Source organism: Aestuariivirga sp., assembly GCF_041738905.1.
Taxonomy (GTDB): Bacteria; Pseudomonadota; Alphaproteobacteria; order Rhizobiales; family Aestuariivirgaceae; genus Aestuariivirga.
Map to the genome: position 1 here is coordinate 21277 of NZ_JBGSOZ010000185.1, position 26445 is coordinate 47721.

General features: G+C 61.8%; 27 protein-coding genes. 17 read left to right on the top strand and 10 right to left on the bottom strand.

Features of this window, described 5'->3' with window-relative positions:
- Window positions 1-68 precede the first annotated feature (68 nt).
- From ACEW8Q_RS17475 to ACEW8Q_RS17520, 10 genes are all read left to right on the top strand, one after another.
- Window positions 69-1118, top strand: coding sequence for a sugar phosphate isomerase/epimerase family protein (locus ACEW8Q_RS17475; protein ID WP_373505335.1), 1050 nt, complete (start codon window positions 69-71; stop codon window positions 1116-1118).
- Window positions 1118-2260, top strand: coding sequence for a Gfo/Idh/MocA family protein (locus ACEW8Q_RS17480; protein ID WP_373505336.1), 1143 nt, complete (start codon window positions 1118-1120; stop codon window positions 2258-2260). Before ACEW8Q_RS17475 ends, ACEW8Q_RS17480 begins: the two co-directional genes overlap by 1 nt.
- Window positions 2261-2392: 132 nt before the next feature.
- Complete coding sequence (locus ACEW8Q_RS17485) at window positions 2393-3484, top strand: ABC transporter ATP-binding protein (RefSeq protein ID WP_373505337.1); 1092 nt, start codon at window positions 2393-2395, stop codon at window positions 3482-3484.
- A 47-nt stretch (window positions 3485-3531) separates the two neighbouring features.
- A complete protein-coding gene (locus ACEW8Q_RS17490) occupies window positions 3532-4965 on the top strand; it encodes an ABC transporter substrate-binding protein (protein WP_373505338.1) in 1434 nt (477 codons plus the stop codon).
- A 76-nt stretch (window positions 4966-5041) separates the two neighbouring features.
- On the top strand, window positions 5042-6103 hold the full coding sequence (locus ACEW8Q_RS17495) for a carbohydrate ABC transporter permease (RefSeq protein WP_373505339.1): 1062 nt from the start codon (window positions 5042-5044) through the stop codon (window positions 6101-6103).
- Window positions 6104-6105: 2 nt separating this feature from the next.
- On the top strand, window positions 6106-7050 hold the full coding sequence (locus tag ACEW8Q_RS17500; RefSeq protein WP_373505340.1) for a carbohydrate ABC transporter permease: 945 nt from the start codon (window positions 6106-6108) through the stop codon (window positions 7048-7050).
- A 1-nt stretch (window position 7051) separates the two neighbouring features.
- Complete coding sequence (locus ACEW8Q_RS17505) at window positions 7052-8140, top strand: ABC transporter ATP-binding protein (protein WP_373505341.1); 1089 nt, start codon at window positions 7052-7054, stop codon at window positions 8138-8140.
- Window positions 8137-8577, top strand: a complete 441-nt coding sequence (locus ACEW8Q_RS17510; protein WP_373505342.1) for a hypothetical protein — start codon at window positions 8137-8139, stop codon at window positions 8575-8577. The genes ACEW8Q_RS17505 and ACEW8Q_RS17510 overlap by 4 nt, the downstream gene beginning before the upstream one ends.
- Before the next feature lies 1 nt (window position 8578).
- Window positions 8579-9523 (top strand): carbohydrate kinase family protein, encoded by a 945-nt coding sequence (locus tag ACEW8Q_RS17515; RefSeq protein ID WP_373505343.1) that lies wholly within the window; start codon window positions 8579-8581, stop codon window positions 9521-9523.
- Window positions 9520-10212, top strand: coding sequence for an SDR family NAD(P)-dependent oxidoreductase (locus ACEW8Q_RS17520; protein WP_373505344.1), 693 nt, complete (start codon window positions 9520-9522; stop codon window positions 10210-10212). Before ACEW8Q_RS17515 ends, ACEW8Q_RS17520 begins: the two co-directional genes overlap by 4 nt.
- Window positions 10213-10298: 86 nt before the next feature.
- On the opposite strand, the gene ACEW8Q_RS17525 is transcribed toward ACEW8Q_RS17520, so the two are convergent.
- A complete protein-coding gene (locus tag ACEW8Q_RS17525; protein WP_373505345.1) occupies window positions 10299-11069 on the bottom strand; it encodes an SDR family NAD(P)-dependent oxidoreductase in 771 nt (256 codons plus the stop codon).
- A 74-nt stretch (window positions 11070-11143) separates the two neighbouring features.
- On the opposite strand from ACEW8Q_RS17525, the gene ACEW8Q_RS17530 reads away from it, so the two are divergent.
- Complete coding sequence (locus ACEW8Q_RS17530) at window positions 11144-11473, top strand: L-rhamnose mutarotase (RefSeq protein ID WP_373505346.1); 330 nt, start codon at window positions 11144-11146, stop codon at window positions 11471-11473.
- A 106-nt stretch (window positions 11474-11579) separates the two neighbouring features.
- Here ACEW8Q_RS17530 and ACEW8Q_RS17535 read toward each other — a convergent pair whose 3' ends face one another.
- The 3 genes from ACEW8Q_RS17535 to ACEW8Q_RS17545 are packed head-to-tail and all read right to left on the bottom strand — an operon-like array spanning window position 11580 to window position 14563.
- Window positions 11580-12506 (bottom strand): SRPBCC family protein, encoded by a 927-nt coding sequence (locus ACEW8Q_RS17535; RefSeq protein ID WP_373505347.1) that lies wholly within the window; start codon window positions 12504-12506, stop codon window positions 11580-11582.
- A 12-nt stretch (window positions 12507-12518) separates the two neighbouring features.
- Window positions 12519-13712 carry a Tm-1-like ATP-binding domain-containing protein gene (locus ACEW8Q_RS17540; RefSeq protein WP_373505348.1) on the bottom strand — a complete coding sequence of 398 codons (1194 nt, stop codon included), beginning with the start codon at window positions 13710-13712 and terminating at the stop codon, window positions 12519-12521.
- Window positions 13709-14563, bottom strand: a complete 855-nt coding sequence (locus ACEW8Q_RS17545) for a sugar phosphate isomerase/epimerase family protein (RefSeq protein WP_373505349.1) — start codon at window positions 14561-14563, stop codon at window positions 13709-13711. The genes ACEW8Q_RS17540 and ACEW8Q_RS17545 overlap by 4 nt, the downstream gene beginning before the upstream one ends.
- Before the next feature lie 99 nt (window positions 14564-14662).
- Here ACEW8Q_RS17545 and ACEW8Q_RS17550 point away from each other — a divergent pair, with 99 nt between their 5' ends.
- Window positions 14663-15415, top strand: a complete 753-nt coding sequence (locus ACEW8Q_RS17550; RefSeq protein ID WP_373505350.1) for a DJ-1/PfpI family protein — start codon at window positions 14663-14665, stop codon at window positions 15413-15415.
- A gap of 52 nt (window positions 15416-15467) precedes the next feature.
- Here the strand turns inward: ACEW8Q_RS17550 and ACEW8Q_RS17555 are convergent, their stop codons facing one another.
- The gene (locus ACEW8Q_RS17555) at window positions 15468-16310 is read right to left on the bottom strand and encodes an urease accessory protein (RefSeq protein WP_373505351.1); all 843 of its coding nucleotides are present in this window, start codon (window positions 16308-16310) and stop codon (window positions 15468-15470) included.
- An 18-nt stretch (window positions 16311-16328) separates the two neighbouring features.
- Here ACEW8Q_RS17555 and ACEW8Q_RS17560 point away from each other — a divergent pair, with 18 nt between their 5' ends.
- On the top strand, window positions 16329-16565 hold the full coding sequence (locus tag ACEW8Q_RS17560; protein ID WP_373505352.1) for a hypothetical protein: 237 nt from the start codon (window positions 16329-16331) through the stop codon (window positions 16563-16565).
- Between the two features lie 7 nt (window positions 16566-16572).
- On the opposite strand, the gene ACEW8Q_RS17565 is transcribed toward ACEW8Q_RS17560, so the two are convergent.
- The 5 genes from ACEW8Q_RS17565 to ACEW8Q_RS17585 are packed head-to-tail and all read right to left on the bottom strand — an operon-like array spanning window position 16573 to window position 21010.
- Entirely contained in the window at window positions 16573-17316 is a 744-nt protein-coding gene (locus ACEW8Q_RS17565) for an MBL fold metallo-hydrolase (RefSeq protein WP_373505353.1), read from the bottom strand.
- A 4-nt stretch (window positions 17317-17320) separates the two neighbouring features.
- Entirely contained in the window at window positions 17321-18334 is a 1014-nt protein-coding gene (locus ACEW8Q_RS17570; protein ID WP_373505354.1) for an ABC transporter ATP-binding protein, read from the bottom strand.
- Entirely contained in the window at window positions 18331-19104 is a 774-nt protein-coding gene (locus ACEW8Q_RS17575) for an ABC transporter permease (protein WP_373505355.1), read from the bottom strand. Before ACEW8Q_RS17575 ends, ACEW8Q_RS17570 begins: the two co-directional genes overlap by 4 nt.
- Window positions 19104-19943 carry an ABC transporter permease gene (locus ACEW8Q_RS17580; RefSeq protein ID WP_373505356.1) on the bottom strand — a complete coding sequence of 280 codons (840 nt, stop codon included), beginning with the start codon at window positions 19941-19943 and terminating at the stop codon, window positions 19104-19106. Before ACEW8Q_RS17580 ends, ACEW8Q_RS17575 begins: the two co-directional genes overlap by 1 nt.
- Entirely contained in the window at window positions 19940-21010 is a 1071-nt protein-coding gene (locus ACEW8Q_RS17585) for a spermidine/putrescine ABC transporter substrate-binding protein (protein WP_373505357.1), read from the bottom strand. The genes ACEW8Q_RS17580 and ACEW8Q_RS17585 overlap by 4 nt, the downstream gene beginning before the upstream one ends.
- An 81-nt stretch (window positions 21011-21091) precedes the next feature.
- Here ACEW8Q_RS17585 and ACEW8Q_RS17590 point away from each other — a divergent pair, with 81 nt between their 5' ends.
- The 4 genes from ACEW8Q_RS17590 (at window position 21092) to ACEW8Q_RS17605 (ending at window position 26443) form a co-directional block, all read left to right on the top strand.
- Window positions 21092-21718, top strand: a complete 627-nt coding sequence (locus ACEW8Q_RS17590) for a TetR/AcrR family transcriptional regulator (RefSeq protein WP_373505358.1) — start codon at window positions 21092-21094, stop codon at window positions 21716-21718.
- 138 nt (window positions 21719-21856) lie between these two features.
- A complete protein-coding gene (locus ACEW8Q_RS17595; protein ID WP_373505359.1) occupies window positions 21857-23680 on the top strand; it encodes a radical SAM protein in 1824 nt (607 codons plus the stop codon).
- A 107-nt stretch (window positions 23681-23787) separates the two neighbouring features.
- Window positions 23788-25146, top strand: a complete 1359-nt coding sequence (locus tag ACEW8Q_RS17600; protein WP_373505360.1) for an aspartate aminotransferase family protein — start codon at window positions 23788-23790, stop codon at window positions 25144-25146.
- Window positions 25147-25249: 103 nt separating this feature from the next.
- Window positions 25250-26443, top strand: a complete 1194-nt coding sequence (locus ACEW8Q_RS17605; protein WP_373505361.1) for an EAL domain-containing protein — start codon at window positions 25250-25252, stop codon at window positions 26441-26443.
- The last annotated feature ends 2 nt before the right edge of the window (window positions 26444-26445 follow it).

Consider the following 26445-nt stretch of genomic DNA (forward strand, 5'->3'; position numbering starts at 1 on the left):
AGTTCTGGACAGCAAGCGGGATTCCTGTCTAAGATTTCAAAAAACATTGATCCGCACGGGAGGACTGTATGGCGGCGAAGAACAATTTTCCCAAGCTTCACAATGCGATGTGGCCTGGTTTGGTGGGGCGTGGTTCGCCTGATATTCCGGCGATCGACCTCGACACCATGATCGACATGACGGTGAAGGCCGAGGTCGATGGCGTCAAGTTCGACGGGATCGACATCTTCCACGCCGCGCCCCACACCAACATCGACTTCACCGACGACGAAGTGAAGAAACTCGCCGCCAAGGCGCAGAAGAACAATCTCTCGATCGGCTCCATCGTTGCGCCGGTGTGGCCGCCCGTTGGCGGTGGCTCTGCCATGGGCTCTTCGGCTGACCGCAAGAAGTTCGTCGCCAATGTCGAGAAATCCTGCCGCCTCGGTGCCCGGCTGCGCGACCTTGGCGTGCGCCATTACGGCGTGATCCGCATCGACTCCGCGACCAGCACGGCGGAATGGGCGAAAGACCCTGTGGCAAACACCAAGAAGATTGCTGCCACCTTCCGCGAGGCCTGCTCGGTTGCCGCGGATTATGGTGAGCGGCTCGCCTGCGAAGGCGAGATCTGCTGGGGCGGCATGAACTCCTGGAGGGACATGGTCGACACGCTGGAGGAGACCGATCGCCCGCAGACCATCGGCTTCCAGGCTGACATGGCGCACACGCTGCTCTTCACCATGGGCTACAACGCCCCGAAGTCCCGCCTGCTGCCCGCCAAGTATGACTGGAAGGACAAGAGCCTTCTGGATGAAGCGCTGAAGAAGATGACCGATGCGCTGAGGCCGTGGACCATCGACTTCCATGTCGCCCAGAACGACGGCACCGTGAAGGGCCTCGGCTATCACGACAAGACCGGCCATCACTGCACCGTTGATGACAGACAAGGCAAGCTCAACATCACCAAGCACGCTGGTTACTGGCTGCGCGACGGCAATGGCGAACTGGTCAAGGCATTCCGTCACATCTGCTGGGACGGCTGCATGTTCCCGCCGGACGTGATGATGAATTCCAAGACCTGGACAAACATCCTCACCGCCATGATCAAGGTGCGCGACAAGCATGGTTGGGTGGCGTGATGGCGAAGAAGAAACTCAATATCGGCATGGTGGGTTATGGCTTCATGGGCCGCACCCACTCCAACGCCTTCTCGCAGGTGCCGCACTTCTTCGACCTCGGCTACCAGCCGGTTCTGAAAACCATCTGCGCCCGCAGCGCCGACAAGGCCAAGGCCTTTGCCGAGCAATGGGGCTATGAGGGCAGCGCCACGGATTGGCGGACACTCATCGATGACAAGTCCATCGACCTGATCGACATCGCAAGTCCCAACGACACGCACATGGAAATTGCCATCGCCGCTGCTCAGGCCGGCAAGATGGTGATGTGCGAGAAGCCGCTCGGCCGCTCTGCCGCCGAATCGCAGAAGATGGTCGATGCCGTCGAGAAGGCCGGCGTCGCCAACATGGTATGGTACAACTATCGCCGCGTTCCGGCCGTGACGCTGGCAAAGCAACTGATCGACGAGGGCCGCCTCGGAAAGATATTCCACTACCGCGCCAAGTTCCTGCAGGACTGGACCATCTCGAAGGACTTGCCGCAAGGCGGCCAGGGCCTCTGGCGGCTCGATGTCGGCGTTGCGGGCTCGGGCGTGACGGGCGATCTTCTCGCGCATTGCATCGATACCGCGATGTGGCTCAACGGCGGCATCAAGAATGTCTCGGGCCTGACGGAAACCTTCATCACCGAGCGGCACCACACCATCACGGGCAAGACCGAGAAAGTCGGCATCGACGACGCCAGCCTCTTCCTCGCGCGGTTCGACAATGGCTCCCTCGCCACCTTCGAGGCCACGCGCTATGCCCGTGGCCACAAGGCGCTCTACACGCTCGAGATCAACGGCGAGCATGCGTCCATCGCCTGGGATCTGCACGACCTGCACCGCCTTCAGTATTTCGACCATCGTGATGAAGGCCGCACGCGCGGCTGGCGCTCCGTGCACATCACCGATGGCGACCATCCCTACATGGCGAAGTGGTGGGTGCCCGGACTGCAGATCGGCTACGAGCACACGTTCATTCACCAGGCGGCCGATTTCATCGATGGACTGACGAGCGGCAAGCCCGCTGCGCCCACCTTCCGCGATGCGCTCGCAACCGATCTCGTCACCGATGCGGTGTTGAAGTCGGCGCGCACCGGGCAATGGGAGAATGCCAAGGGATAGCAATCCCTTGCATGAATATTGTGCAAGCGCCTCCTGCGTGTTTTTACGTGAGAGGCGTCTTGCAAATCGTGAGAGACAATATAGTCTGCCGGTTCAAACAAGAGCCGACAGGCCGTTCGACGGGGAGTGGGAATGACAGCAAGCGACAAATCGGCATTGCGCCTTTCCGGGATTTCGAAATCCTATGGGAAAGTGCGTGCGCTGAGCAACCTGTCATTCGATGTGGCAGAGGGCCGCTTCTTCGTGCTGTTCGGGCCCAGTTCCGTCGGTAAGACGACAGCGCTCCGCACCATCTCCGGCCTTGTGCCAACCGATGCCGGACGCGTGGAAATTTTCGGCAAGGACGTGACCACGGCGCCGATTGCAGGCCGCGGTGTCTCGATGGTGTTCCAGTCCTTCGCGCTCTATCCGCATCTGACGGTTTACGAGAATTTCGCCTACCCCTTGAAAGAGGAAGGCGTGGGCCGCGAAGAAATCGACCAGCGGGTGAAGGAAACCGCTGCAATGCTGAAGCTGACGCACCGTCTGGAGCGCAAGCCCAACACGCTGTCGGGCGGCGAGCAGCAGCGCGTGGCACTCGGCCGCTCGTTGATCCGGCGCCCGAAGATCCTTCTCCTTGACGAGCCGCTGACCAATCTCGACGCCAAGCTCCGCCACGACATGCGTGCCGAGCTGAAGCGCCTGCATCGCCAGTTTGGCATGACCATCGTCTACGCGACGCCCGACGAGCTCGAAGCCCTCTCGATGGGCGAGGAGATCGCGGTGATGCGCGATGGTGCCGTCGTGCAGCGCGGCACGCCGGATGAACTCTACGAGCAGCCGTTGGACACCTATGTCGCGGGCAAGATCGGTTCGCCGCACATGAACATGATCAAGGCCACAATCGGCAATGACATGGAAACCTTCGATACGCCGCTCGGCAAGATCGTCTCGACGCGCAAGGTGAAGGCGGGACATGCGGGCGAACAGGCCCTTGTCGGCATCCGCCCGAACGATCTCAGGATCGCCGCAGCCGGTGAGGCGTCGATCGCCTCGAAAATACATCTGATTGAGCCCTTGGGCGACGTCACCGTGGTTTCGGTCGATGCCGGCGGCGAGACGCTCCGCATCGTGCTGCCAGAAGCCAGCGCCACGTCGCTGAAGCCGGGCGATGCGATGCCGATCACCTTTGACCACAACAAGATCCACATCTTCCGTGCCGCAAGCGGACAGGTAATGACCTGACGTAAAGGGCCTGAAGCAATCCGGTTAACCATGGGAGGAAACCTGACATGACCGTGATGACGAAACTGAAAGCGCTCGCGACAGCCTCTGGCTTCGCGGCCACTCTGCTGGTGGGAGGCGCAACCATCGCCTCCGCCGAGGAGATTACCCTGACGATGGCAGTGCCCGACTGGCCGCCGACGCGCATCATGAAGAAGATGTTCGACGAGCAGTACAAGCCAGCCTCGGGCAACACCGTGAAGCTCGAAGTCGACTTCATTCCGTGGCCGGACTTCTACACCCGCGTCAATGCTTCGCTCACCTCAGGCGAGCAGAAGTACAACTTCGCGGTGTCGGACTCGCAGTGGCTCGGCGCCTTCGTCGAAGGTGGCTACTTCCGCAAGGTGAACGATCTCATCGACGCCGATCCGGAACTGAAGGCGACGATGGACCAGATGCATCCGGCGGTCGTCGCGGCCTACTCGACCTATCCGCACAAGACGCCGAACTACTACGGCTTCCCGCAGTTCCCCGATGTGATCGTGAACTTCGCCCGCAAGGACGTGATCTGCAACGAGGAAGAGCAGGCGGCGTTCCAGGCGAAGTTCAGTGTCAAGCTGCCCTGCACCGGCGAAGAGCTGGATGACATGGACTGGGACATGTTCGAGAAGGTCGGCCAATTCTTCATGCGCAAGAAGGGCGACAAGCTTGCCGGACAGGTGCTTGACGACGACTTCTACGGAATCGCCTATCAGGCCGGCAAGGGCTACGACTTCTCGTCGATGCAGATCAACGGCTTCATCTGGCAGTATGGCGGCAACACCTGGGATGAAACCCAGATCCCCAACGGCCAGGCCGAAGGTGTCGTGAACTCGGAAGCCGCCGTGAAGGCTCTCGACCACTACCTCCGCCTGATCCAGTACATGCCGCCGGTGGCCAAGACCGGCACCATGGACATCTTCAAGTCGGACGAGCTGTTCCGTGAAGGCAAGGTCGCCATGAACCTTGACTGGATCGGCCTCGGCGAAGCCTCGCTTGACCCGAAGTCCTCCAAGGTCTCCGACAAGCTGGTGTTCGGCATGATGCCGGGCCTCCGCGGACCGGACGGCAAGATCATTCGCTGGTCGAACATCGGCGGTCAGCCCTTCGTGCTGACGACCTGGACGACCGACGCGCAGATCAAGGAAGCCATGGGCTTCGTGAAGTGGTGGCTGTCGCCTGAGATCCAGCACCAGTTCGCAGCCGGTGGTGGCCAGTCTGCCATCAAGGCCGTGTACGAGGATCCGAAGTACGTGACCTATCGTCCCTGGAACCGTGCATGGGCTGCCTCGCTCGATTGGCAGAAGGACGTCTGGCATGTGCCGCAGTTCTTCGAACTGCTCACCCAGCAGCAGGACCAGTTCGACCTTGCCATCACCGGCAAGCAGGACGCCAAGACCACGCTGGATAACATCGCCAAGTTCCAGCAGAACCTCCTGAAGGAAGCTGGCCTGATCCAGTAACACGCTTAACCGGTGACGCGGGGAACGCCATGTTCCTCGCGTCTTCCTTGTTCCCTTTCCGAGAAGAACTCCGCCGATGACCTCGACGACCGCGACCGCCGCACCTCCAGCCTTCATGAGTGTATCGCCCGACAACTGGAGGCTCGCGCTCGTTGCCGGCATCGTCGTGTCGATCGTCGCCATACTCGTGCTGCCAGCAGCCGCCTCGTTCTGGGTGGTCGGCATCATGGTGGCGCTCATCGCCGCGGCCTCGGCCATCAATGCCTATCGCCGCCGCTACTATGGCGGCCTCCTCGTGGCCCCGGCCATCGCCGTGCTCTTCGTCATGAACATCTTCCCGCTGCTGTGGTCGCTTGGGCTTTCGTTCTTCGCCTATCAGTCGAACCAGCAATCGATCCGCTTCGTCGGCCTCAACAATTACATCAAGGTCCTCACCAACGAGCTCGCTGCCAAGGACAACTGGGACGCGCTCACCAACACGGCGCTGTTCGTGGTCCTCACCGTGTCGGCCCAGATGGTGATCGGCTTTCTTCTGGCGCTTCTCTTCGCCAAGCAATTTCCGCTCCGCAAGTACCTGCTCATCCTGGTGCTCACGCCCATGATGCTGTCGGTCGTCGCGGCTGGCGTGTTCTTCACCTACTACTATGATCCCACATTCGGCATTCTCAGCTACGTGATGGGCGAGATCACCGGGAACCAGTTCATCCTCATGGACAACAAGGCCGGTGCCGTCGGCGGCATCGTCTTCGCTGACGCCTGGATGTGGTCACCCTTCGTGATGCTTCTCGTTCTCGCAGGCTTGGTCTCGGTGCCGAAATATCTCTACGAGGCCGCAGCCATCGACCGCGTGTCCGGCTGGCGCCAGTTCTGGACCATCACCTTCCCCTATATCCGCGGCCTGCTCATGCTTGCGCTGCTGTTCCGCACCATCGAGGCCTTCAAGATTGCCGACCTGGTGATCCTGCTGACCAAGGGCGGCAATGATACGATGACCATTTCATATCATCTGATCCGCATTGCCAATGAGCAGAACAAGACCAGCGAAGGCGCTGCGATTTCCTACGTCATGCTGTTCATGGTGATCGTGCTGACCAACCTCTATCTCTACCTGGCCAATCGCCGCAGCCACGGAGCCTGATCATGTCCTCATCAACCTCTTTCATGGAACGGCTGGGTTTCCGCAAGGCGAGCGGAGTGGGTGAAGCGGGCTGGGGCCACACGCTGATCGTGGCCATCGTCTCCCTGATATATTTCATCCCCGTGCTCTTCATCATCTTCACCGCGATCAAGCCGCAGGATCTGGCGCTGTCAGTTCCGCCAACCCTGTCTCCGACCTCGCTCTTCGGCCTGATCCCTGAGAAATATGTGTTCTCGCCCACGCTCGAAAATTTCGGATCGGTCTTCTCGCGGTCGATGACGGTCGGTGGCGCACCCGAGAACACCGGCTTCGACCGCTACTTCTTCAATTCCATTGTCATTGCCACGGTGTCGGTGTTGCTGGCGCTGGTCATCGGCACGCTGGCGGCCTTCGGCTTCTCGCGCTACCCGCTCAAGGGCAACGACACATATCTCTTCATCATCCTGACCACCCGCATGCTGCCAGCGATCGTGGTCATCATCCCTGTCATCCTGATGTTCCGCGTCGTGGGCCTGTCGGGTTCGTACATCGGCATCATCTTGCTCTACACCGCCTTCAACCTGGCCTTCACCATCTGGATGATGAAGAGCTTCTTCGACGAGTTGTCGCTCGATGTGGAAGACGCTGCGCGCATCGACGGGTCGTCGGACGTCAAGGTGTTCTTCAAGATATGCCTGCCGCAGGTGGTCGCTGGACTTGCCGCCACCTTCGTCTTCGGCCTCATCCTCACCTGGAACGAGTTCCTCTTCGCCCTGCTCCTTTCTGGCACCGACACGCGCACCGTGCCCGTCGCCATGAACCAGGCCGTGTCCTCCGGCGGACGCGGCACCGACTGGACGCTGCTTGCGGCAATCGAAACCCTGTTCCTCATCCCCGTCTTCCTCGTCACGTTCTTCCTGCAGGACCATCTGCTGCGCGGCGTGACATTCGGAACCGTAAAGCGCTGACATGTCGACGATCGAAATCAAGAAAGTCACCAAGAAGTTCGGCGATTTCACCGCCGTCAAGGACGCCGACCTAGCGGTTGCCGCGGGCGAGGTCGTCTGCCTTCTCGGCCCCTCGGGCTGCGGCAAGACGACGACGCTCCGCATGATCGCGGGCCTCGAGCGCGCTACCTCGGGCGACGTCATCATCGCCGGCAAGCGCATGAACGAACTGCCGCCGGAAAAGCGCGACATCGCCATGGTGTTCCAGTTCTACGCGCTCTATCCGGCACTGACAGTCGGCCAGAACATCGCCATGCCGCTTCACTACGAGCGTCTCTCGAAAGACGAGACCGACAGGCGCGTCATGAAGGTTGCCAAGATCATGCATCTCACCGAGGTGCTGGACCGCATGCCGGGCCAGGTCTCGGAAGGCGAAAAGCAGCGCCTCGCGGTCGCCCGCGCGATCGTCCGCGACCCCAACTGCTTCCTCTTCGACGAACCGCTCTCGCGCCTCGACGTGGAACTCCGCCATTCCATGCGCGGCCAGATCAAGGAAGTGCTTCAGGGACTTTCAAAAGCGACCGTCATCGTCACCCACGACCAACTCGAGGCGCTCACCATGGCAAGCCGCATCGCCATCATGCGCGATGGCCTCATCGAGCAGGTGGGAACCCCGCATGACGTGTTTGCCAAACCGGTCAACGTCTTCGTGGCAAGCTTCATCGGCACGCCGCAGATGAACCTGGTAGAAGCCGATCTCAAGAGCTTCAATGCCGGCACCGCCAGCGTGAAACTCGCCGGAAGCGATCTGCAGATCGCGGCAGACCCAGCGGTTTCGCGTCTCAAGGCATCCAAGGTCACCGTCGGCATCAGGCCGCGCGCCTTCACAGCGGTGCAGGAGAAGGCACCCGACACCATTGCGGCACAGGCGGAACTCATCGAGCCGATGGGCGCCGAAACGCTCATTCATGCGCGAACGGCAACGGGCGGCGACATCCGCGTCGTGGTGCCACGCGACAAGCGTGTGAAGGTGGGCGAGGCAATGAACCTCCGTCCCGATCCAAAGCAGACGCATTTCTTCGGTGAGGACGGAAAGGCGGTGCGCGCATGAGCCAGAACACCCAGGGCATGACGCGCGAGGGCGCACTTCGCCTCGAATATTTCATCATCGGGCTCGGCATTTTTGCGCTCATTCTCATCTTCCAGCCCTTTACCGTTACGCTTTTCACCATTGGCAGCATTCTCGTGGTGCTGGCAGGCCTCATCAACAACCTGCTTCCCATGGCGCAGCCGGGCGTGAAAGTGCGGAGCGTCATCACCGTCGGCATGGTTGTCGCGATGATCTTCTGCATCGTGCTGCTGGTTGCCATCACGGCCGCGCATCTCTATGGCGTCTTCTTCCTGAAGCCGCCGGACCCCAACACGCAGATGGGCAAGATCCAGCTCGCCACGCCACCATTCTGGCAGCAGTCGCTGGTCTGGGGCATTGCGGCGGTGGCCGTCGTCCTTGCCGGGCTCATCACCATGATGTCCAAGTCGAAGGACTGACATGCGCTACGACGTTTCTGTCATCGGGCTCTACATTCTCGATGTGCTGGGCCGCCCGGTCACGCGCATCCCGGATCGTGGCAACGTGGATTTCATCGAGGAAATCCGCCTCACAATCGCGGGCACCGCCGGCGGCACAGTGGTCGATACCGCGAAGCTCGGGCTGAAGAGCCTTGCCGTGGGCGCGGTCGGTGACGACGAGAAGGCGGACTGGGTGCTCATGACCATGCAGAAGCATGGCATCGATACATCCGCGATGCAGCGCCTGAAAGGCATCCCCACATCCGCCACCATCCTCAACGTGCGCCCCAACGGCGACCGGCCGGCGCTTCACGTGCGCGGCGCGTCGGATCATTTCGACGTTGCGCCCGACATGTACGATCAGGTCTTCGATGCGCCGATCATTCACCTCGGCGGCACAGGCCTTCTGAAGAAACTCGACGGACCGGCTTCCGTCACGCTGCTGAAGGAAGCCAAGCGGCGCGGCCGCACCGTCACCTTCGACCTGATCGCCGCGAGTGCCGAGACCATCGGCATCGTGGAGCCGCTTCTGCCTTTTATCGACTACTTCATGCCCTCGATCGAGGAAGCAAAAGACATGTCGGGGCAGGGCACGCCCGAGGACTGCGCCGCGTTCTATCTCGACCGGGGTGCGACGGCCTGCGTCTTCACGCTCGGTGGCGACGGCGCCTATTATGCCCACAAGGACGGAACCCGGCTCAAGTCACCCGCCTATGAGGTGAAGGTTATCGATACCACGGGCTGCGGCGATGCCTTCGACGCAGGATTTATCGCAGCACTCCACCACAAGATGGATACCGAGACCGCATTGCGTTTCGCGCAGGCCTCCGCGGGCCTCGTCGCCACTGGCTTAGGCTCCGACGCTGGCATAGTGTCCTTTGAAGACACGCTCAAAACCATGAAGAACTGGAAGATCAAGTCATGAGATTTGCAGGACGGCGCGCAGTTGTGACGGGTGGCCTCTCAGGCATCGGCGAGGCCGTCGCCAAGAGGATCGAGGCCGAAGGCGGCAAGGTCGCCATCTGGGACATGAACGGCGGCATCAAGACCGATATCGCGAACTGGGATTCGGTTCAGGCTGCGGCGGCCGAGACCGTGAAGCAGTTGGGCGGCATCGATATTCTCGTGAACAGCGCCGGAATTGCCGGCCCCACGGCCACAGTCACCGATCTCAAGATGGAAGACTGGCACCGCACCATCGCCATCAATCTCAACGGCACGTTCTTCACCAATCGCGCCGTGGTGCCGCACATGGTGGCGCAGAACTATGGCCGCATCGTCAACATCGCTTCGATCGCGGGCAAGGAAGGCAACCCGAATGCCTCTGCCTATTCAGCCTCGAAGGCAGGCGTCATCGGCTTCACCAAGTCGCTGGCGAAGGAACTCGCCAAGTCCGGCGTTACGGTGAACAGCGTCACGCCCGCCGCCGTGAGAACGCCCATCTTCGACCAGATACCCCAGAGCCACGTGGACTTCATGCTCTCGAAGATCCCGATGGGCCGGCTGGGCAAGATCGAGGAGGTCGCAAGCCTCGTCTGCTGGCTGGCCTCCGAGGAATGCTCGTTCTCAACCGGCGCTGTCTTCGACGTCTCGGGCGGCCGCGCCACCTATTGAGCGCGGGCCCGGCCCCAACAATCATCGGCATAGTCAGAATGACAAGGCCGGGCGCGCGACGAGCATCGCGGCCCGGCCCTGATGTTTCAGACGGCGGTAAATCCGCCATCGATCAGCAGGTCGTGGCCGCAGATCATGTCGGATGCCGAGGACGCCAGGAACAGAATGGCGTCCGCCACTTCAATGGGCTTGCCAAAGCGCGCGCCCGGAATCTTGGCGAGCATCGGCCCGCCCTTTTCCGGCGGACCCCAAGCCCGCTCGCCCATCGGCGTCAGGATCACCGTGGGGCACACCGTATTGATCTGAATATTGTGCTTCGCCCACTCGACGGTCATCACCTTGGTCAGCATGTTGAGGCCACCCTTGGACGCGCAATAGGCGGCATGCGCATCGAGGCCCGCGACACCGGCCTGCGACGAGACATTGATGATCTTGCCCGCCTTCTGCGCGATCATGCCGGGAGCGATCTCGCGCGCCAGCAGGAAGGGCGCGCGGAGATTGACCGCCATCGTCAGGTCCCAGTCGTCCACCGTGGCCTCGAGGAGATGGCCGAGCAGCGCCACGCCCGCATTGTTCACCAGAATGTCGATGGTGCCGAAGGCGGCGAGCGCTTCCCGTGCAGCCTTCACCGGGCCATCCGCAGTGCCCATGTCGGCAGAGACAGTCACGCAGCGGCGCCCCAGGGCTTCAACGGAGGCTTTGACTTCGGCAAGCCCTTCGGCGTCACGGCCGACGGCGACGATATCCGCACCGGCATCCGCCAGTACCTGGGCCGCCACGATGCCGATCCCCTTGGTGGCGCCTGTCACAAGCGCGCGCTTTCCTGTCAGTGCAAATCGTTCCGTCCACTTAGGCATTGTCTCTTCTCCCATTTTTGGCAATCTTTGCCGTGAAGAACAAATCGGTCAATTGAATTGGAAGGCGCATCGCCATGCAGAGAATGGGACGGGTCATCAACCTCAAACCGGAGATCATTCCGGAGTACAAGCGCATCCACGCCGCCGTGTGGCCGGAGGTGCTGAAAGCCATCCGCGACAGTAACATCCGCAACTACACGATCTTCCTGAAAGAGCCTGAAAACATGCTCTTCGCCTATTGGGAATATCACGGCACGGACTTCGATACCGACATGCGGAAGATGGCGGAAGCCCCGCGGATGAAGGAATGGTGGGCCATCACCGACCCGATGCAGGTTCCCTTCGAAACGCGGAAAGACGGCGAATGGTGGGCCGCCATGGAAGACGTGTTCCACACCGATTGAAGTGCTTCAAGTTCAGGCACCCCGTCATGGCCGGGCCTGTCCCGGCCATCTTCTGGCGCGAGAAGAAGATGCCCGCGTCAAGCACGGGCATGACGACATTGGTGAACTATTTCTTCTTCCCGAAGAAGTTCTTCTCGATCGTCGCGAACGCCCGCTGGTAGACGTTCTCTTCGGTGCGCGGAATGAGGATGACATCGTCCTGCGGGCTCGCCACCCAGTCACCGGTCCACACGCCGAATGTCGTGTTATCGGCAGTGACGGGCCAGATGCGGGGGCCCGAGACGTAGTTCATCCACGGGATCTCACACTTGGTGATGCGGTATGAAAAACTCCGCGTTATGTCGCAGAGATGCAGCAGTTCCTCGTTGAGGTGGCCCTCGCCGAAATAGAAGTCGCGGATGCTGCCCACCTTGTCGGAGCGCTGGCGCTTCAGCATGTGCATCTTGGTGATGTCGTCATGCCACCCGCCCATGCCGGCAAAGTCGCGCATGATCGTCCACACCTCGTCCACCGGGCCCTTGATGACGCGGGAGGTCCACACCTTGTTGGGCTGGAAGCCCTTCCAGCGCTCGGCGCCTGCGGGCTTCTGCGGCTTTGTCTTCGCGATGATGGCGGCGAGGTTCTTGAGGTTCGCGGTGAAGACATTGGCCGAGATGTGCTTTTCGTACTTGCCCTCGTCGCCCGGGCCTTCGTCGAATGTGGCCTCCCATTCCGCGAAGGTCTGGTCGGTATGTGTGACGGGATAGAGCCTCACCGTCGCAATGTAATTGCGGATCGGAAAGGCGGGTTTTTCGAAATTATAGGTGAAGCTCCGCCGTGCATCGTCCAGCATGAGAAGGCGCTCGCGGATGTGTCCGCCATCATGCGCGTGGAAGGAGCGCACACAGCCCACGACATCGGCATCGAGGCCGCCTTCGATCTTCGACTTCGCGATTGCCGGAGCCCATTTCGGGAGTGCGTTGAAGTCGCGCACGAGGCTCCACACGGTTTCGACGGGTGCCTTGAGGATGATGCTGGCGTAGGCGCGGGCCATTGATGAATGCTCCTATGTAATCTCGCGGAAGGCATGGACTGCGGCCTCGGCGAAGGCCGGGTCGTTGATGTGGGCATCGATCTCGACAAGCTTGCGATGGGGCGCTGGCACCCAGCTTGACCGGATCGCATCGAACAGCGCTGCGTCGGCCGCAGGATCATGGAACGGTTTTCCCGGCGCATCGAGAGCGGATACGCCCTGTAGTGGTAGCAGGAAACGCACCGGGCCATCCATCCGGTTGAGGCGTTCCGTGATCCAGCGCCCGATCGCTACATTCTCTGGCCCCGTCGTCCGCATCAGCGTCACTTGTGGATTGTGGACATAGAGGTTTCGCAAGGCGTGTTGGGCAGGCACCGTCTCGCGCCCACCGAAATTCACCATGTCGCATGCGCCGACCGAGCCGACATAGGGAATGCGGCCGCGGATCACGGAGCCGAAGCGGTCCTCCGTGCACGGAAGAACGCCCCCAAACAGATGGTCCGCCACCTCCGTCGTGGTGATATCGAGAACGGCAGTGAGAAGCCCTGAATCGACAAGCTTCTCCATGCATTGCCCGCCGGTGCCGGTGGCGTGGAACACGAAGCATTCGCACTCCTGATCGAGAAGATGCCGGATCTGCGTGATGCAGGCCGTAGTGACACCGAACATGGTGAGGCCCACGGCGGGCTTGTCCTGCATGGTCTCCGGCACCGCATTCAACGCCATGCCAGCAGCGGCATGGGCCGCATTGCCGATGACCTTCCGCGTGATGGCATTGAGGCCCGCGACATCCGCCACAGCATGCATCATGGCGATGTCGGTTGGCCCCACGTAGGGCGCGACATTGCCGGACGCCATGGTCGAGACCATCAGTTTCGGCACGCCGATGGGAAGCACCCTCATGGCAGCGGTGACGATCGATGTATTGCCGCCGCCACCCAGCCCCAGCACCGCCCCGATATCCGGGCGTGAGCGGAGATAGTGCGACAATGCCTCGCCCATCGCCGTCACCGCGCGGCCCCGGTCGGCATGGCCAAGCACGGCATCGGCCCCATCGGGGTGATGCCGCGCCACCATCTCGGGCGTCACGTCGGCCGTCGCCGTCGAAGGCGTCGTCGAGATATCGACCAGAACGGCATCGGCACCCGCCACCGACACACGCTCGGCCGCATAGCGAAGCTCCGCTTCCTTCGTGTCACAGGTGCCGATGACGTAGATCTTGCTCACTTGGCGGAAGCCTTGGCCCAACCCTGCTTCATGTTCTTGTAGCCCAGCTTGTAGACTTCCTCCTGACTGGGGAAGAAATCGCGCCACACCCGCGTTGCCGCAGCAAGCGCCGGAAGGGCCCGTCCGAAGGCTTCGATCGTCATCCAGCCATCGTATTTCGCGGTCTTCAGCGCCTTGTAGGTCTGGTCCCACGGCACATGGCCCTTGCCCGGCGTGCCCCGGTCATTCTCCGAGATATGCACATGGATCATGTGCTTCTTGATGGTCTTGACTGCGGCGACCGGGTCCTTCTCCTCGATGTTGGAGTGGAACGTATCGTACATGGCCTTCACGTTCGGATGATCGACCTCATCAAGGTGATCTGAAAGCTGCTTCATGGTGTTGAGGAAATAGCATTCGAAGCGGTTCAGGGCTTCAACGGCGAAGCGCACGTCGCGCTTCGCGGCATGATCGCCCGCCTTGCGGTGGAACGTCACGCCGCGCTTCTTCTCGGCGGCCGTAGCCGGGTCACCGGTGAAATAGCCGATCTCCGAATGCATGGGGCCTGCGAGAATGGAAGCGCCAAGGGCAGCGGTGCAGTCGATGGCCCATTTGGCCCGCTCCAGTGCGGCCTGCTGCTGCGCCTTGTCGGGCGAAAGAGTATTGTGACCCGCACCCAGCACGCTCACCGTCGTCACCTCGAGCCCGTGCCTGGCGATCAATTCTCCCAGCCGCTTGTAGTGATCGACGTCGCCCTCGAACAGCGGGATCTCCACACCGTCGTAGCCGGTCTTCTTGAGCGCCTTCAGCAGGGGCTCATGCTCAGCCGTCACATGGCCCGTCCACAAAAGAAGATTAAACCCCAGTTTCATTCGAATTGCCTCCCTGCAACCTGCGCAGGACAAACCGTCTCGCGCGTCTTGTCAATTCCTGATATACGCCTTTCAAACCAGAAAACACGGAGGACCCATATGAACAAGCCGCACGAACCCGCATCCGCCACCAATGCAGCGCTCCTGAGGGCGCAGGCCTTCATGACGCCATCGCCCGTTCCGTCGATCTCGACCGAACTCCTTGTCAGCGCCGATGGCGAACTGAACCGCGAACTGCATCATTTCCTCTTCGATCCGCCATCGAACCCCGAGCTTCTCAAGGGCAAGAAGATCGCCATCTGCTGCACCAACGGCGTTGAAGAGGTCGAGATCACTGGCGCCATGAAATGGCTGACCGAGCACGGCGCGACCGTCCATGTCGTGTCTCCGCGCATTGGCGAGTTCCACCCCACTTTGGGCCTGCGCTTTCCGCCGCTGACGAAGACCCACGTGCTGGCGATTCGCCTGATGGAAAATGCCGGCTGGCTCAAGATCGACACCTACATGGATGAGGCGAAGGTCGCGGACTACGACGCCTGCATCTATCCCGGCGGCTGCTGGAACCCGGATGCGCTCCGTGCCGACAAGCACGCCCGCGACTTCGTGCGCGACATGCACGACTCGGGCAAGCCCACCTGCGCCATCTGCCATGGCCAGTGGGTGATGGTCAGCGCCGATATCCTGCGCGGCAAGAAGGCCACCGCCGTATGGAACATCCAGGTCGATCTCGCCAATGCCGGTGCCACCGTGCTGGACGAGCCCTGTGTGGTCGACGGCAACCTCATTACGGCGCGTTTCCCCTACGACCTGCCGCGCATGGTCGATGCGCTGGTGAAGCAACTGGTGAAGTGAACTTTCGCGATTGACGTCATGGCCGGGTTCGTCCCGGCCATTTTCATGTGGCTCAGCCGAACAGCGCCGTGCCGGTCTCGACCATGATCCGGAGACCGAAGCCGACGGCGATGACGCCCGCGAGCGCCTGCATCGCGCGGTTGGCCCAAGTGAGAGTCTTGGCGGTCAGGGTCAGCGGCACCGCGATGACGGCTGAGAACATCGCCATGCCGAGCACCGAGCCCAGCCCGAACAGCAGCATGAAGACAATTCCGAGGTTGACCGACGAGGCCGTCGAGGCAGTCAGAGCCACGAGTGCCGCCGAACCGGCGAGCCCGTGCATCATGCCCACCGACAGACTCCGCACCCAGCCGTGGTGCGGATGTTCATGGGCGTGAAGGCTCATGCGATGGTCGGCAACGTCGCCTGCATGGCTGTGGGCGTGGAAATGCGCCTCCGGCCCGTGGCGATGCACATGAAAATGAATGCGCTCATGCACCACCTTGTAGAGGGCGCGCCCGCCCAGCAGCACCAGCATGATGCCCACGGCGAATTCGAGGCCGTTGGCCAGCCGGTCGTCCAGCGCGATCTTCAGGGCATAGACGATGCCGCCGAATGCGCCGAGCGTCAACGCGTGGCCCATGCCCCAGATGGCGCCATGCCGGGCGATGCGGCGGAAGCCCTTCTTGTCTGAGGCGATCGAGGCCACGGCGGCAATATGGTCTGCCTCCAGCGCATGCTGCAGGCCGAGAAGGAATCCGAACATGATCCAGGTTAGCATGGGGCCAGCTATACCGCCGATGTTGGCACGCTGCGAGGAACGTTTGCGGCGTGCAACGGCCGAAAGCGTCCTTGCCTGAATTTGCGGCATCTGGGGCGTGGCCCGCGTCTTGCTGGTGTCTTGCGGATTGACCATTCCGGGACTCGACGCATCATGCCGTTCGACACGACCACGCTCTACATCCTCATTCTCACGGTCACCAATACGCTCGCCATCGGTGGCGCAGCGGCGCTGCTGCTGTTTCCAAAACTTCTGGGCGCGCCACCGCGGCGCGACGGGTCTGCCGATGGCCTCGACATGCCTGGCATACATCCGCAACCGGAAGAGCCTCAGCCGCAGATTTCGGCCTCCCGGATCACATGGAGCCTCGGCGGCTCCGTGGCTAAGTAGACGCCGGTCACCCCAGATGGCAGCCGGGCTTGCGGTGGCCGGCCAGATATTCGTCGATCAGTTGCCGGTATCGCGTGGGCCCGCAGCTCGGGAAATGACCACCGTGGATGACGGACACCGGCAAGCCGCGCAGCTGTTCCATGGTCTCGACATACGTACCGATATCGGAGTGATACGCATCGTCGATCAACGGCCCGTCATAGACGATGTCACCCGAGAGGAAGATGCCGGTCTTCGTTTCGAACAGTCCGATTCCGCCCGGTGAATGTCCCGGCGTATGCACCACCTCAAAAGCCCTGTCGCCGAGATCGATGACATCGCCGTGGTCGAGAACGCGGCCCACAGCCGCGGGCTTCACATGATAGGCCGACTGGTCCCAGCCTTGCGGGAAGGCGTCGAACATCTCGTCGGTCGCATAGCGTCCCGCGAGCGTCCAGTCATTGCGTGGGTCGGCGAGGATATGCGCCTCTGCATGATGCACGCAGCAGCCCGGAAACTCGTGGTGACTGCCGATATGGTCGAAATGCGTGTGGCTCGCCACGCAAGTGAGCGACCGCTCCGTCACCAGCGGCACATGTGCCCGCAAGCTGAAATGCCCGAGACCTGAATCGAACAGCAGGTCGCTGTCACGCCCGCGCACATGCCAGATGTTGCAGCGGTAAAAGGGCTTGATCCACGGTTCATGGATGAGCGTCACGCCATCGCCCATGCGGATCGTCTCGTACCACTCCGTCGCTCTGATGGTCAGCATCACTTCAGTCCTTCAAGGCGATTACATGCGCCGCGTCGATGGTCAGCCGCAGATCATCACCGGGTTTTGTGGTTGCATCGGCGGGCAGCCGCGCCAGCAAGGTAATGTCCGGTGCACTCTGCAGAACGGCAGTCACGCGCTTGAAGCTGCCCTGGTAGACGACGTCCACCGCGCGCGCGGCAATGTCGTGCCCGATCGACACATGCTCCGGCCTGATCGCAACATGGGTCGTCACCTGCGGCGCCGCGAAATCTCCCACGGCGGTCCCGATCATTCCGTTGGCCGATACGCCGGCGATGATGGTGCTTTCGCCCATGAAGGTGGCGGTGAAGCGCGTGGCGGGCCGGCCATAGACACGCTCAGGGCTGCCTTCGTCCTCGATCCGTCCGTGGTTCATCACCACCACATGGTCGGCCAGCGCCATTGCCTCTTCCTGGTCATGCGTCACATGAACGAAGGCCGTGCCGACGCGTTTCTGGATCGCCTTCAGCTCATCCTGCATCTGTCGACGGAGCTTGAGGTCGAGCGCGCCCAGCGGTTCGTCGAGCAGCAATACGGCGGGCTCGACGACGAGTGCCCGCGCCAGTGCCACGCGCTGCCGCTGCCCTCCCGAAAGCTGGTGCGGTTTCTTGTCGAAGGATTGCGCCAGTCCCACGAGGTCGAGCATCGCGCGCGCCTTCGAATCGCGTTCGGCCTTGGCGACACCCTTCATGCGAAGGCCGAAGCCCACGTTGCTGCCGATGCTCATGTGCGGGAACAGCGCATAATCCTGGAACACCGTGGCGGTCGGGCGCTTCGCGGGCGCCATCGCGGTACAGTCCTCGCCCTTGATCAGCACGCGGCCTTGCCCGGGCTGAAGGAAGCCACCGAGGATCGACAGCAGAGTCGTCTTGCCTGAACCCGATGGCCCGAGCAGCACGGTATAGCTCGCAGGCGCAATGGCGAGCGACACATCGCTCAGAACCCTGGTTGCTCCAAAGCTGTGCGTAATGTTCTCGATCGACACCAGCGCGCTCATGCCGCCCGCTTTCTGAACATGCCCAGTTCGAAGACGATGGCCAGCACGATCGAGACGCCGAAGACGAGGGCACCGACTGCGTTGGTCTTGGGGTTGAGGCCAGCGCGTAGCATGTTCCAGATTTCCACGGGAAGTGTCGTGTCGAAGCGGGTGAGGAGGAAGGAAATCACGAATTCATCCCATGAGAAAGTCATCGAGAGGAAGAACGAAGCGAACAGGGCGGGCCACAGCATCGGCGCGGTGATGAGCGTCAGCACCTGCCATTCCGCTGCACCGAGGTCACGCGCAGCGCGTTCGATGTTGGCTTGATGTTCTCCCATCTGGCTGTAGACGATGGCAAAGCAGAGCGGCAGGTTGATCACCACATGGCCGATGCCCGCGGCAACCAGCGACTTTGGCAGCCCGATCCAGTTGAAGAAGATCAGCAACCCCATCCCGATGATGAGATAGCTGACTGTTAGGGGAAGCGTGATGAGACCGCGGAGCACGGCCGATGCAGGCAAGTGAAACCGCGCGAAGCCCCAGGCGGAGAGAAATCCCAGCAGCGTGGCGATAGCCGACGTGACGACCGCGACGAGAATGGAGTTCAGGAGACCAGTTGTCAGCCGTTGATCGCCCAGCACCGCGCCGTACCACCGCAAGCTGGGGCCATTGAACGGCGGAATGGGAAACAGCGAGCCCTGGAACGAGAACAGCACCAGCACCGCGACAGGCAGGAAGATGAAGCCATAGAGGGCCGCGGCATAAAAGGTCGCAATCAATTTCGTCATCACGCCCGCTCGATCTTCAGCCAGCGTGCGCAGGCGAGATAGGCGACGGTGACGACCGCCATCAGGATGATCGACAGTGCGGAGGCGGATGCGAAATCGCCGCGCCGCCCGATCTGCATCATGATCAGTTGCGGCATGAGGAGTTCATTGTTGCCGCCCAGGATTTGCGGCGTGATGTAGTCCCCGATGGCCAGCACGAAGGTGAGGAAGGCTCCGACCATGATGCCGGGCAGCGTCAGCGGCAGGATGACATGAATGAATGTCTGGAGGGGGGATGCGCCAAGGTCCATCGCGGCCTTGCGATAGTTGGGCGAAAGCTGCTTGAGATTGGCGTAGATCGTGAGTGTGAGAAGCATCACGAAGAAATGCACGAAGCCGATGACGGTCGCCGCCCGCGTATTGGCAAGCTGGATGGGCTCGGAGAGAAGCCCCATGTTCATCAGCGTCGCGTTGACCACGCCCTTCTCCGCCAGCACCAGAAGCCACGAGTAGGACCGGACCACGTAGGACGTCCAGAACGGCAGCACCGCCACCATGAGGGCCAGCCGCTGCCAGCGCCCGGGCACGACGAAGGCCAGGATCCACGCGAAGGGATAGGCGAGCAAGACCGAAAGGAAGGTGACGATGAGTGTCACCTCGAGCGAATTTGTCAGCGCCCGCCAATAGCTCGGGTTGGTGAAGAACTGCGTGTAGTTCGCGAAGGAAAAGCCGTCGCCGCCCTTGGGGTAAAGGCTGGCGACGGCCATGGCGGCAAATGGCACGGCAAAGAAGACCAGCGTCCACAGCAATGCCGGTGTGACGCTGGCCCAGCCGATCCGTGTGTTGGCCGAGACGCTCACTGCGCCTGGATCATCTCGGTCCACACATCCTGCATCTTCTTGTCGAGGTCTTCCGAAGGTGCTGGATAGCCTTGCGCGCGGCTCAGGTAGCCGGGCTGCTCGTCAAAGCGCAGCGTCTTCTTCTGCTCGTCGGTCAAGGCCGCCTTGGTGCTGGCGGGCATGCCCCAGTAGCACGATGAGGTGGCAAGCCGCGCCTGGCCCTCGGGGCTCATGATGTACTGGATGAACTTCATCGCCATGTCCTTGTTCTTCGAATCCTTGAACATGGCGAGCGACTGCGACCACAGCACGGCACCTTCCTTCGGCACCGAGAAATCGAGGTCCGGGTTTTCCTTGGCGATCCCCGCCGTCACCCATTCACCCCCGCCGACGAGAATGTCGACTTCGCCGGTGGCGAGTGCGGTCTGGCTGGCGACGACGTCGGTCACCGCCTTGGCATTGCCCTTCATCTTGATGAGAACGTCCTTTATCTCCGGAAGGTCGGCTTCGGTCAGGTCCGCCGTCTTCTTGCCGATGGCCATGGCGGCCATCCCGATCACCGGAAGGTAGTAGTCATAGATGGCGATGCGGCCCTTGTATTTGGGGTCGGTCAGGGCCGCGAGCGAGTCCATGTCCTTCACGTCCACCTTCGACGTGTTGAAGCCGATAGTGTTGTAGCCGAACTTCTCGGTGATGCCGTAGCGCTTGCCGTCGATCTTCGTATGCTGGTCCATCACCACTTCGGGGAAGAGGTCGGCGACCGGCAACTGGTCATCGGCCAATGGCTCGAACAGCCCGCGCTCCACGCCCCGGCGAATGTCGATCGAGTCGATCACCATCACGTCCCAGTCGCCGGGTTGCGATTGCTCGACGATGCTCAAGCCGGCACCCGTGCCTTCGAACTCTTTCACGTTCACCTTGATGCCATTGGCATCCTCGAAGGGCTTCAGGAGGTTCGGGTCGGAGTGGTCACACCACACGAGTGCATTCAGATCCGCGGCGGCAGCCGGAGCGTACGAAGTGCCAGCCAATGCAAGTGCAGCAAGAGAAGCGCCGAAGAGACGGCGCGTGAGACGGCTGAAGGTCATGGTGCGTTTCTCCCTGTTGTAAGCAAAAATTGAACCAAATCTAAACTTGAGTCAATTCCAAATTTCTGGCAACCTGCTGAAATGTCAGGCCTTCGGGAGAAACAGAAAGCCCATCGCCACGACCGCATCCTTGAAGCTGCGGCGGTGCTCTTCCGCGAAAACGGCTATGAAGCCGTCAAGATGGAGGCAATCGCGGCGGCAGCCGAAGTCTCGATCGGGACGATTTACAACTACTACCAGAACAAGGGTGACCTCCTCGTCGCCATCGTCTCGCTCGAGGTGAGCGAGGTGTTGCGGGTAGGAGAGGAGGTCATCGCGACGCCGCCCCAGAGCGCCGAAAAGGCAATTGACGCCCTGATCGGCGGCTACGTGGAGCACTCTCTCCACTATCTCTCGAAGGAGATGTGGCGTCAGGCCATGGCGATCTCCACCCAGCAACCGGTCAGCCCTTTCGGCGAGACCTATACGGCCCTTGACGCAGCACTGGTGCGCCAGACTTGCGCCCTGATCGAGAAGCTTCAGGACTTGGGACTTCTATCGCGTGAGGCCGACGCGCAAAGCCTGGGCGAAGTCATCTTCAACAACACCAACATGAACTTCATCAGTTTCGTGAAGGCCGAAGCGATGAGCATGCTCGAATTGAGGGGCATTCTTCGCCGCCAGCACCGCGCCATCCTGCAAGGCTGGAAGACCGTGGTTGTCCTCTGAATTGAGCCCATCCAACGGTTTCTGCCGTAAATATTGCGCTGCAGAATCAATCCTTGCCCCCGCGGCTGAGCTAAACTACCATTTGCATCAGGCTTGCGCCAACTTACGGGCCTTGCTGCCCAGTCCAGGGACATGATGATGACCGATCCAGTTAAGCAGGGCGTGTTTCACCTGATCCTGATCAAGCCGACGCACTATGATGACGACGGCTATCCTCTGCAATGGCGCTACTCGACCATTCCATCGAACGCGCTCGCCTGCGTCAACGGCATCGCGCAGGACTGCCGCGACCGGAACGTGCTGGGCGAAGGCGTCGATATCCGCATCCATGCACAGGACGAGACCAATTCGCGCGTCAGGCCGCAGCGCCTCATCGACATGATCCGCCGTGATGGCGGCAGGGCCATGATCGGCCTCGTCGGCGTGCAGTCGAACCAGTTTCCGCGCTCCCTCGACCTGGCGAGGCCCTTCCTGAAAGCTGGCATTCCCGTCTGCATCGGCGGCTTCCATGTCTCGGGCTCGCTTGCCATGCTCGACGGCACGCCGCCAGAAATCGCCGCCGCCGAAGACCTAGGCATCAGCTTCTTCATCGGTGAGGCCGAGGAGGGCCGCCTCGACGAAGTGCTGCGTGACGCATGGGACGGAAAGTTGAAGCCCCGCTATGACTGGCGCGACAAGCTGCCCAATCTTCAGGGTGCGCCCGTGCCGCTCCTGGGCCGTGATGAAGTAAAGCGCACCTATGGCGCCTATTCGAGTTTCGATCTAGGGCGTGGCTGCCCCTTTCAATGTTCGTTCTGCACCATCATCAACGTGCAGGGCCGTGTCAGCCGTTTCCGTTCGGCCGATGACCTCGAGCGCATCGTCCGCGCCAATCACGCGATCGGCGTTCATCGCTTCTTCCTCACCGACGACAACCTCGCGCGCAACCGCAATTGGGAGCCGTGTTTCGATCGCCTGATCGAACTTCGCGAGAAGGAGGGGATCGACGTCCGCCTTCAGGTGCAGGTCGATACGCTCTGCCATCGCATTCCCAACTTCATCGACAAGGCCGTGCGCGCCGGCGTCGACCAGGTGTTCATGGGGCTGGAGAACATCAACGCCGACAATCTGGCGGCGGTGAAGAAGGGCCAGAACAAGATCGGCGAATACCGCGAGATGTTCCTCGCCTGGAAGAAGCATCCCGTGGTGATCACGGTGGGCTACATCATCGGGTTTCCGAACGACACGCGCCAGTCGATCCTGAACGACATCGAGGTTTTGAAGCGCGAACTGCCGATCGATCTCATCTATTTCACCAACCTGACGCCGCTGCCCGGCAGCGAGGATCACCAGACGCTCACCCGCAAGGGCATCTGGATGGACCCCGACCTCAACAAGTACGATCTGAACCACCGCGTCACCCATCACCAGAAGATGTCGGATGCGGAATGGGACCAGGTCTATGACGAGGTGTGGGACCGCTTCTATACCTTCGATCACATGGAGACGATCCTCCGCCGCATGACGGCGCTCGGCTCCAACAAGCGCTTCACCACCGTCTACCGCCTCTTGTGGTACCGGGACTTCCGCCGGTTCCACGGCTGCCATCCGCTCGAGGGCGGCTTCTTCCGGGTCAAGGTGCGGCGTGACCGCCGGTCGGGACTGCCGGTCGAGAACCCGGTCAGCTTCTACGCAAAATATGTGGCGGCTGAGTCGCGGAACCTGATTGGCATGGCGTGGGACTATTTCAAGCTGCGCCGCGCCATGAAGCGCATCTGGGCCGATCCGAAACGGTTCGAGTATGTCGACCAGGCGATCACGCCGCCCGGTGCTGCCGAAGCCGAGCTCGGCCTTTACGCCAACACGCGCGGAACGGCGGCAGAACTGGAAAAGCAGAAGCGCCAGCGCGCCATCATCGATGCGGCGCGGGCGGGGATAGTGAAGGACGCAAAGCCGGCGCCGCCACCCATCGCCGCCGAGTAGACGTGCTGAAACGCTTGCTCTGGCTCCCGGCAACGCCGGAAGCTGGTCCATTTCCTCTTGTGCACCCTTTCTGCTATCAGGGGATATCGCTCGGAGGAGTATGACCGATGAACAAGCCGTTGAATCTCGAAGGCGCCACCGCATGGGAGGCCTCGCCCAACAATCTTGAGCCGTTCTGGATGGGCTTCACGCCCAACCGCGCCTTCAAGAAGCGCCCGCGCATGATCGCCCGCGCCAAGGACATGCACTATTACGACATGACCGGACGCCCGATTCTCGACGGCTCTGCCGGTCTCTGGTGCTCGAACGCCGGCCATTGCCGTGGCCCCATCGTCGAGGCGATCCAGAAGTCCGCCGCCGAACTCGATTTCGCGCCGACCTTCCAGTTCGGCCACCCCAAGGTATTCGAGCTCGCATCGCGCCTTGCCACCATGGCGCCGGGCGACCTGAACTATGCCTTCTTCTGCAACTCCGGCTCCGAAGCCGCAGACACCGCGCTGAAGATCGCGCTCGCCTATCACCGCGCCAACGGCCAGGCTTCGCGCACCCGTCTGATCGGCCGCGAGCGCGGTTATCATGGCGTGAACTTCGGCGGCATTTCAGTGGGCGGCATGGTCGCCAACCGCAAGTGGTTCGGCGCCATGCTGGCCGGTGTCGACCACCTGCCGCACACTTACAATCGCAAGGAGCAGGCCTTCACCCGCGGCGAGCCCGACTGGGGCGTGCATCTCGCTGACGAGCTCGAGCGTCTGGTGGCGCTGCACGATGCCTCCACCATCGCCGCCGTCATCGTCGAGCCGATGGCAGGTTCCACCGGCGTGCTGCCGCCGCCCAAGGGCTACCTCAAGCGGCTTCGCGAAATCTGCGACAAGCATGGCATCCTGCTGATTTTCGACGAGGTCATCACCGGTTTCGGCCGTCTGGGCGCGCCCTTCGCAGCCGAGCGTTTCGGCGTCGTTCCGGATATCCTGACTTTTGCCAAGGGCGTTACATCGGGCACCGTGCCGATGGGCGGCTGCATGGTGCGCCAGGGCATCTACGACAAGTTCATGAATGGCCCCGACCATGTGATCGAACTGTTCCACGGCTACACCTATACCGGCCACCCGATGGCAGCCGCCGCCGGTGTTGCCTGCATGGACCTCTACCGTGACGAGGGTCTCTTCGAGAACGCCAAGAAGCTGGAGAACGTGTGGGCCGATGCCGCCTTCACGCTGCAGGGCCATCCGCTGGTCGAGGACATCCGGACGATCGGCCTCGTCGCGGCAATCGACCTGAAGCCTATCGAAGGCTCGCCGGGTTTGCGCGCCTACAAGGCCATGGAGAATGGCTTCCACGACGTCGGCATGATGGTCCGCATCACAGCTGACACCATCGCGCTGTCGCCGCCGCTCATGATCAACGAGAACCAGATCGACGAGATCTTCAGCGACAAGATGCCGAAGATCCTGGCCTCGGTCGCCTGAAGCCTGCCGAAAACCTTTTCTGCTCGATAGTCACACGCCAGAGACTCCGTTAGTCTCTGGCGTGCTGATTCGTGGCAGGGCGAAGGGGGAGGCAAATAGGGCAATGTCGCGTCACATGCTTCCGGTGATGGCTGGGCTGTCCGTCTTTCCGCTCGCCTCGATTGCCATTGCGGCCTACCTGCTGACGTCGGCTGGCCCGGAGATGACGGCGGTCGCCGGTGCCATCATGGTGCTTTCGGCTTGCGTCTTTGGGATCGCCCTTGTGGTGATGATCAAGCTGTCGCGCCAGGACGATCTCCTGTGGTCCCAGCAGGATGCGATCCGTGATCTTGCCGGCAAGGCCGACGCTGCCGAAATCCGTTTGAATGACGTCGAACAGCAGGCTTTGGCGCCCGCTCATCGTCTTGACGACATCGCCGCCGACGTGAAGACGCTGCGCGATGGCGTGCGGAGCCTGATGCAGGCGCGGGAGAAACCCGTTGCCGCCAATCCTGCTCCGGCCCGGGCAGAGCAGGCGGCCGCCTTGCAGCAGCCCGTCCTTGCCGCGCAGGACGCCACGGCAGGCGGCGCCGAGCATCTCGAACTGCTGCTGGAGCCGGTGATCGAATTGTCCTCCGGCTCGACCGCGCATTATCGCGCAAGGCTCGACTTGACCGACGAGCAAGGCAATGTGGTGCGCCATGCCGAACTGATGCAGAAGGCCGACCAGGGCGGCATGCGCCCCGCGCTCGATGGTCACATGGTGAAGCTGGTGGTGCCGGTCCTGCGGCGGCTCAGGGTCAAGAATCCCGGCCTCCGCATCATCGTCCCGATCGGACTCGCCACACTGGGGTCGCGCGAGGAGACGGCACGGATCGCCGGCAGCCTCGAACGCGATTCGGACGTCGCCAATGGTATCGTCTTCGAATTCGAGTACCGCGACCTCGGTGCGCTGGACATGTACGGCATCGAGAACCTGGCGCGGCTGGGCCGGCTTGGCGCCACCATGGCGCTCTCCAACGTTCAGGTGGCGGGTCTCGATCTGGCCTCCCTCCGCCAGCTGGGTGTCCGGTTTCTCACCGTCCCGCCCAGTGCCGCCGATGCCGGATTCGGACCCGCTTCCGCCTGGCGCGAGTTCGTGCAATATGCCCGCGCCATGCAGTTCCAGATCATCATTTCCGACATTGTCACACCGCAGCAGGCGACAGCCGCTACGAAACTCGCCCGCTTCGGCTATGGCTCCTTCTTCGCGCCGCCGCGCAAGGTCCGCCAGGGTGCCGGCATCGCGTCAGCACTCCGCAGCGCCAGCGCTGCCTGACA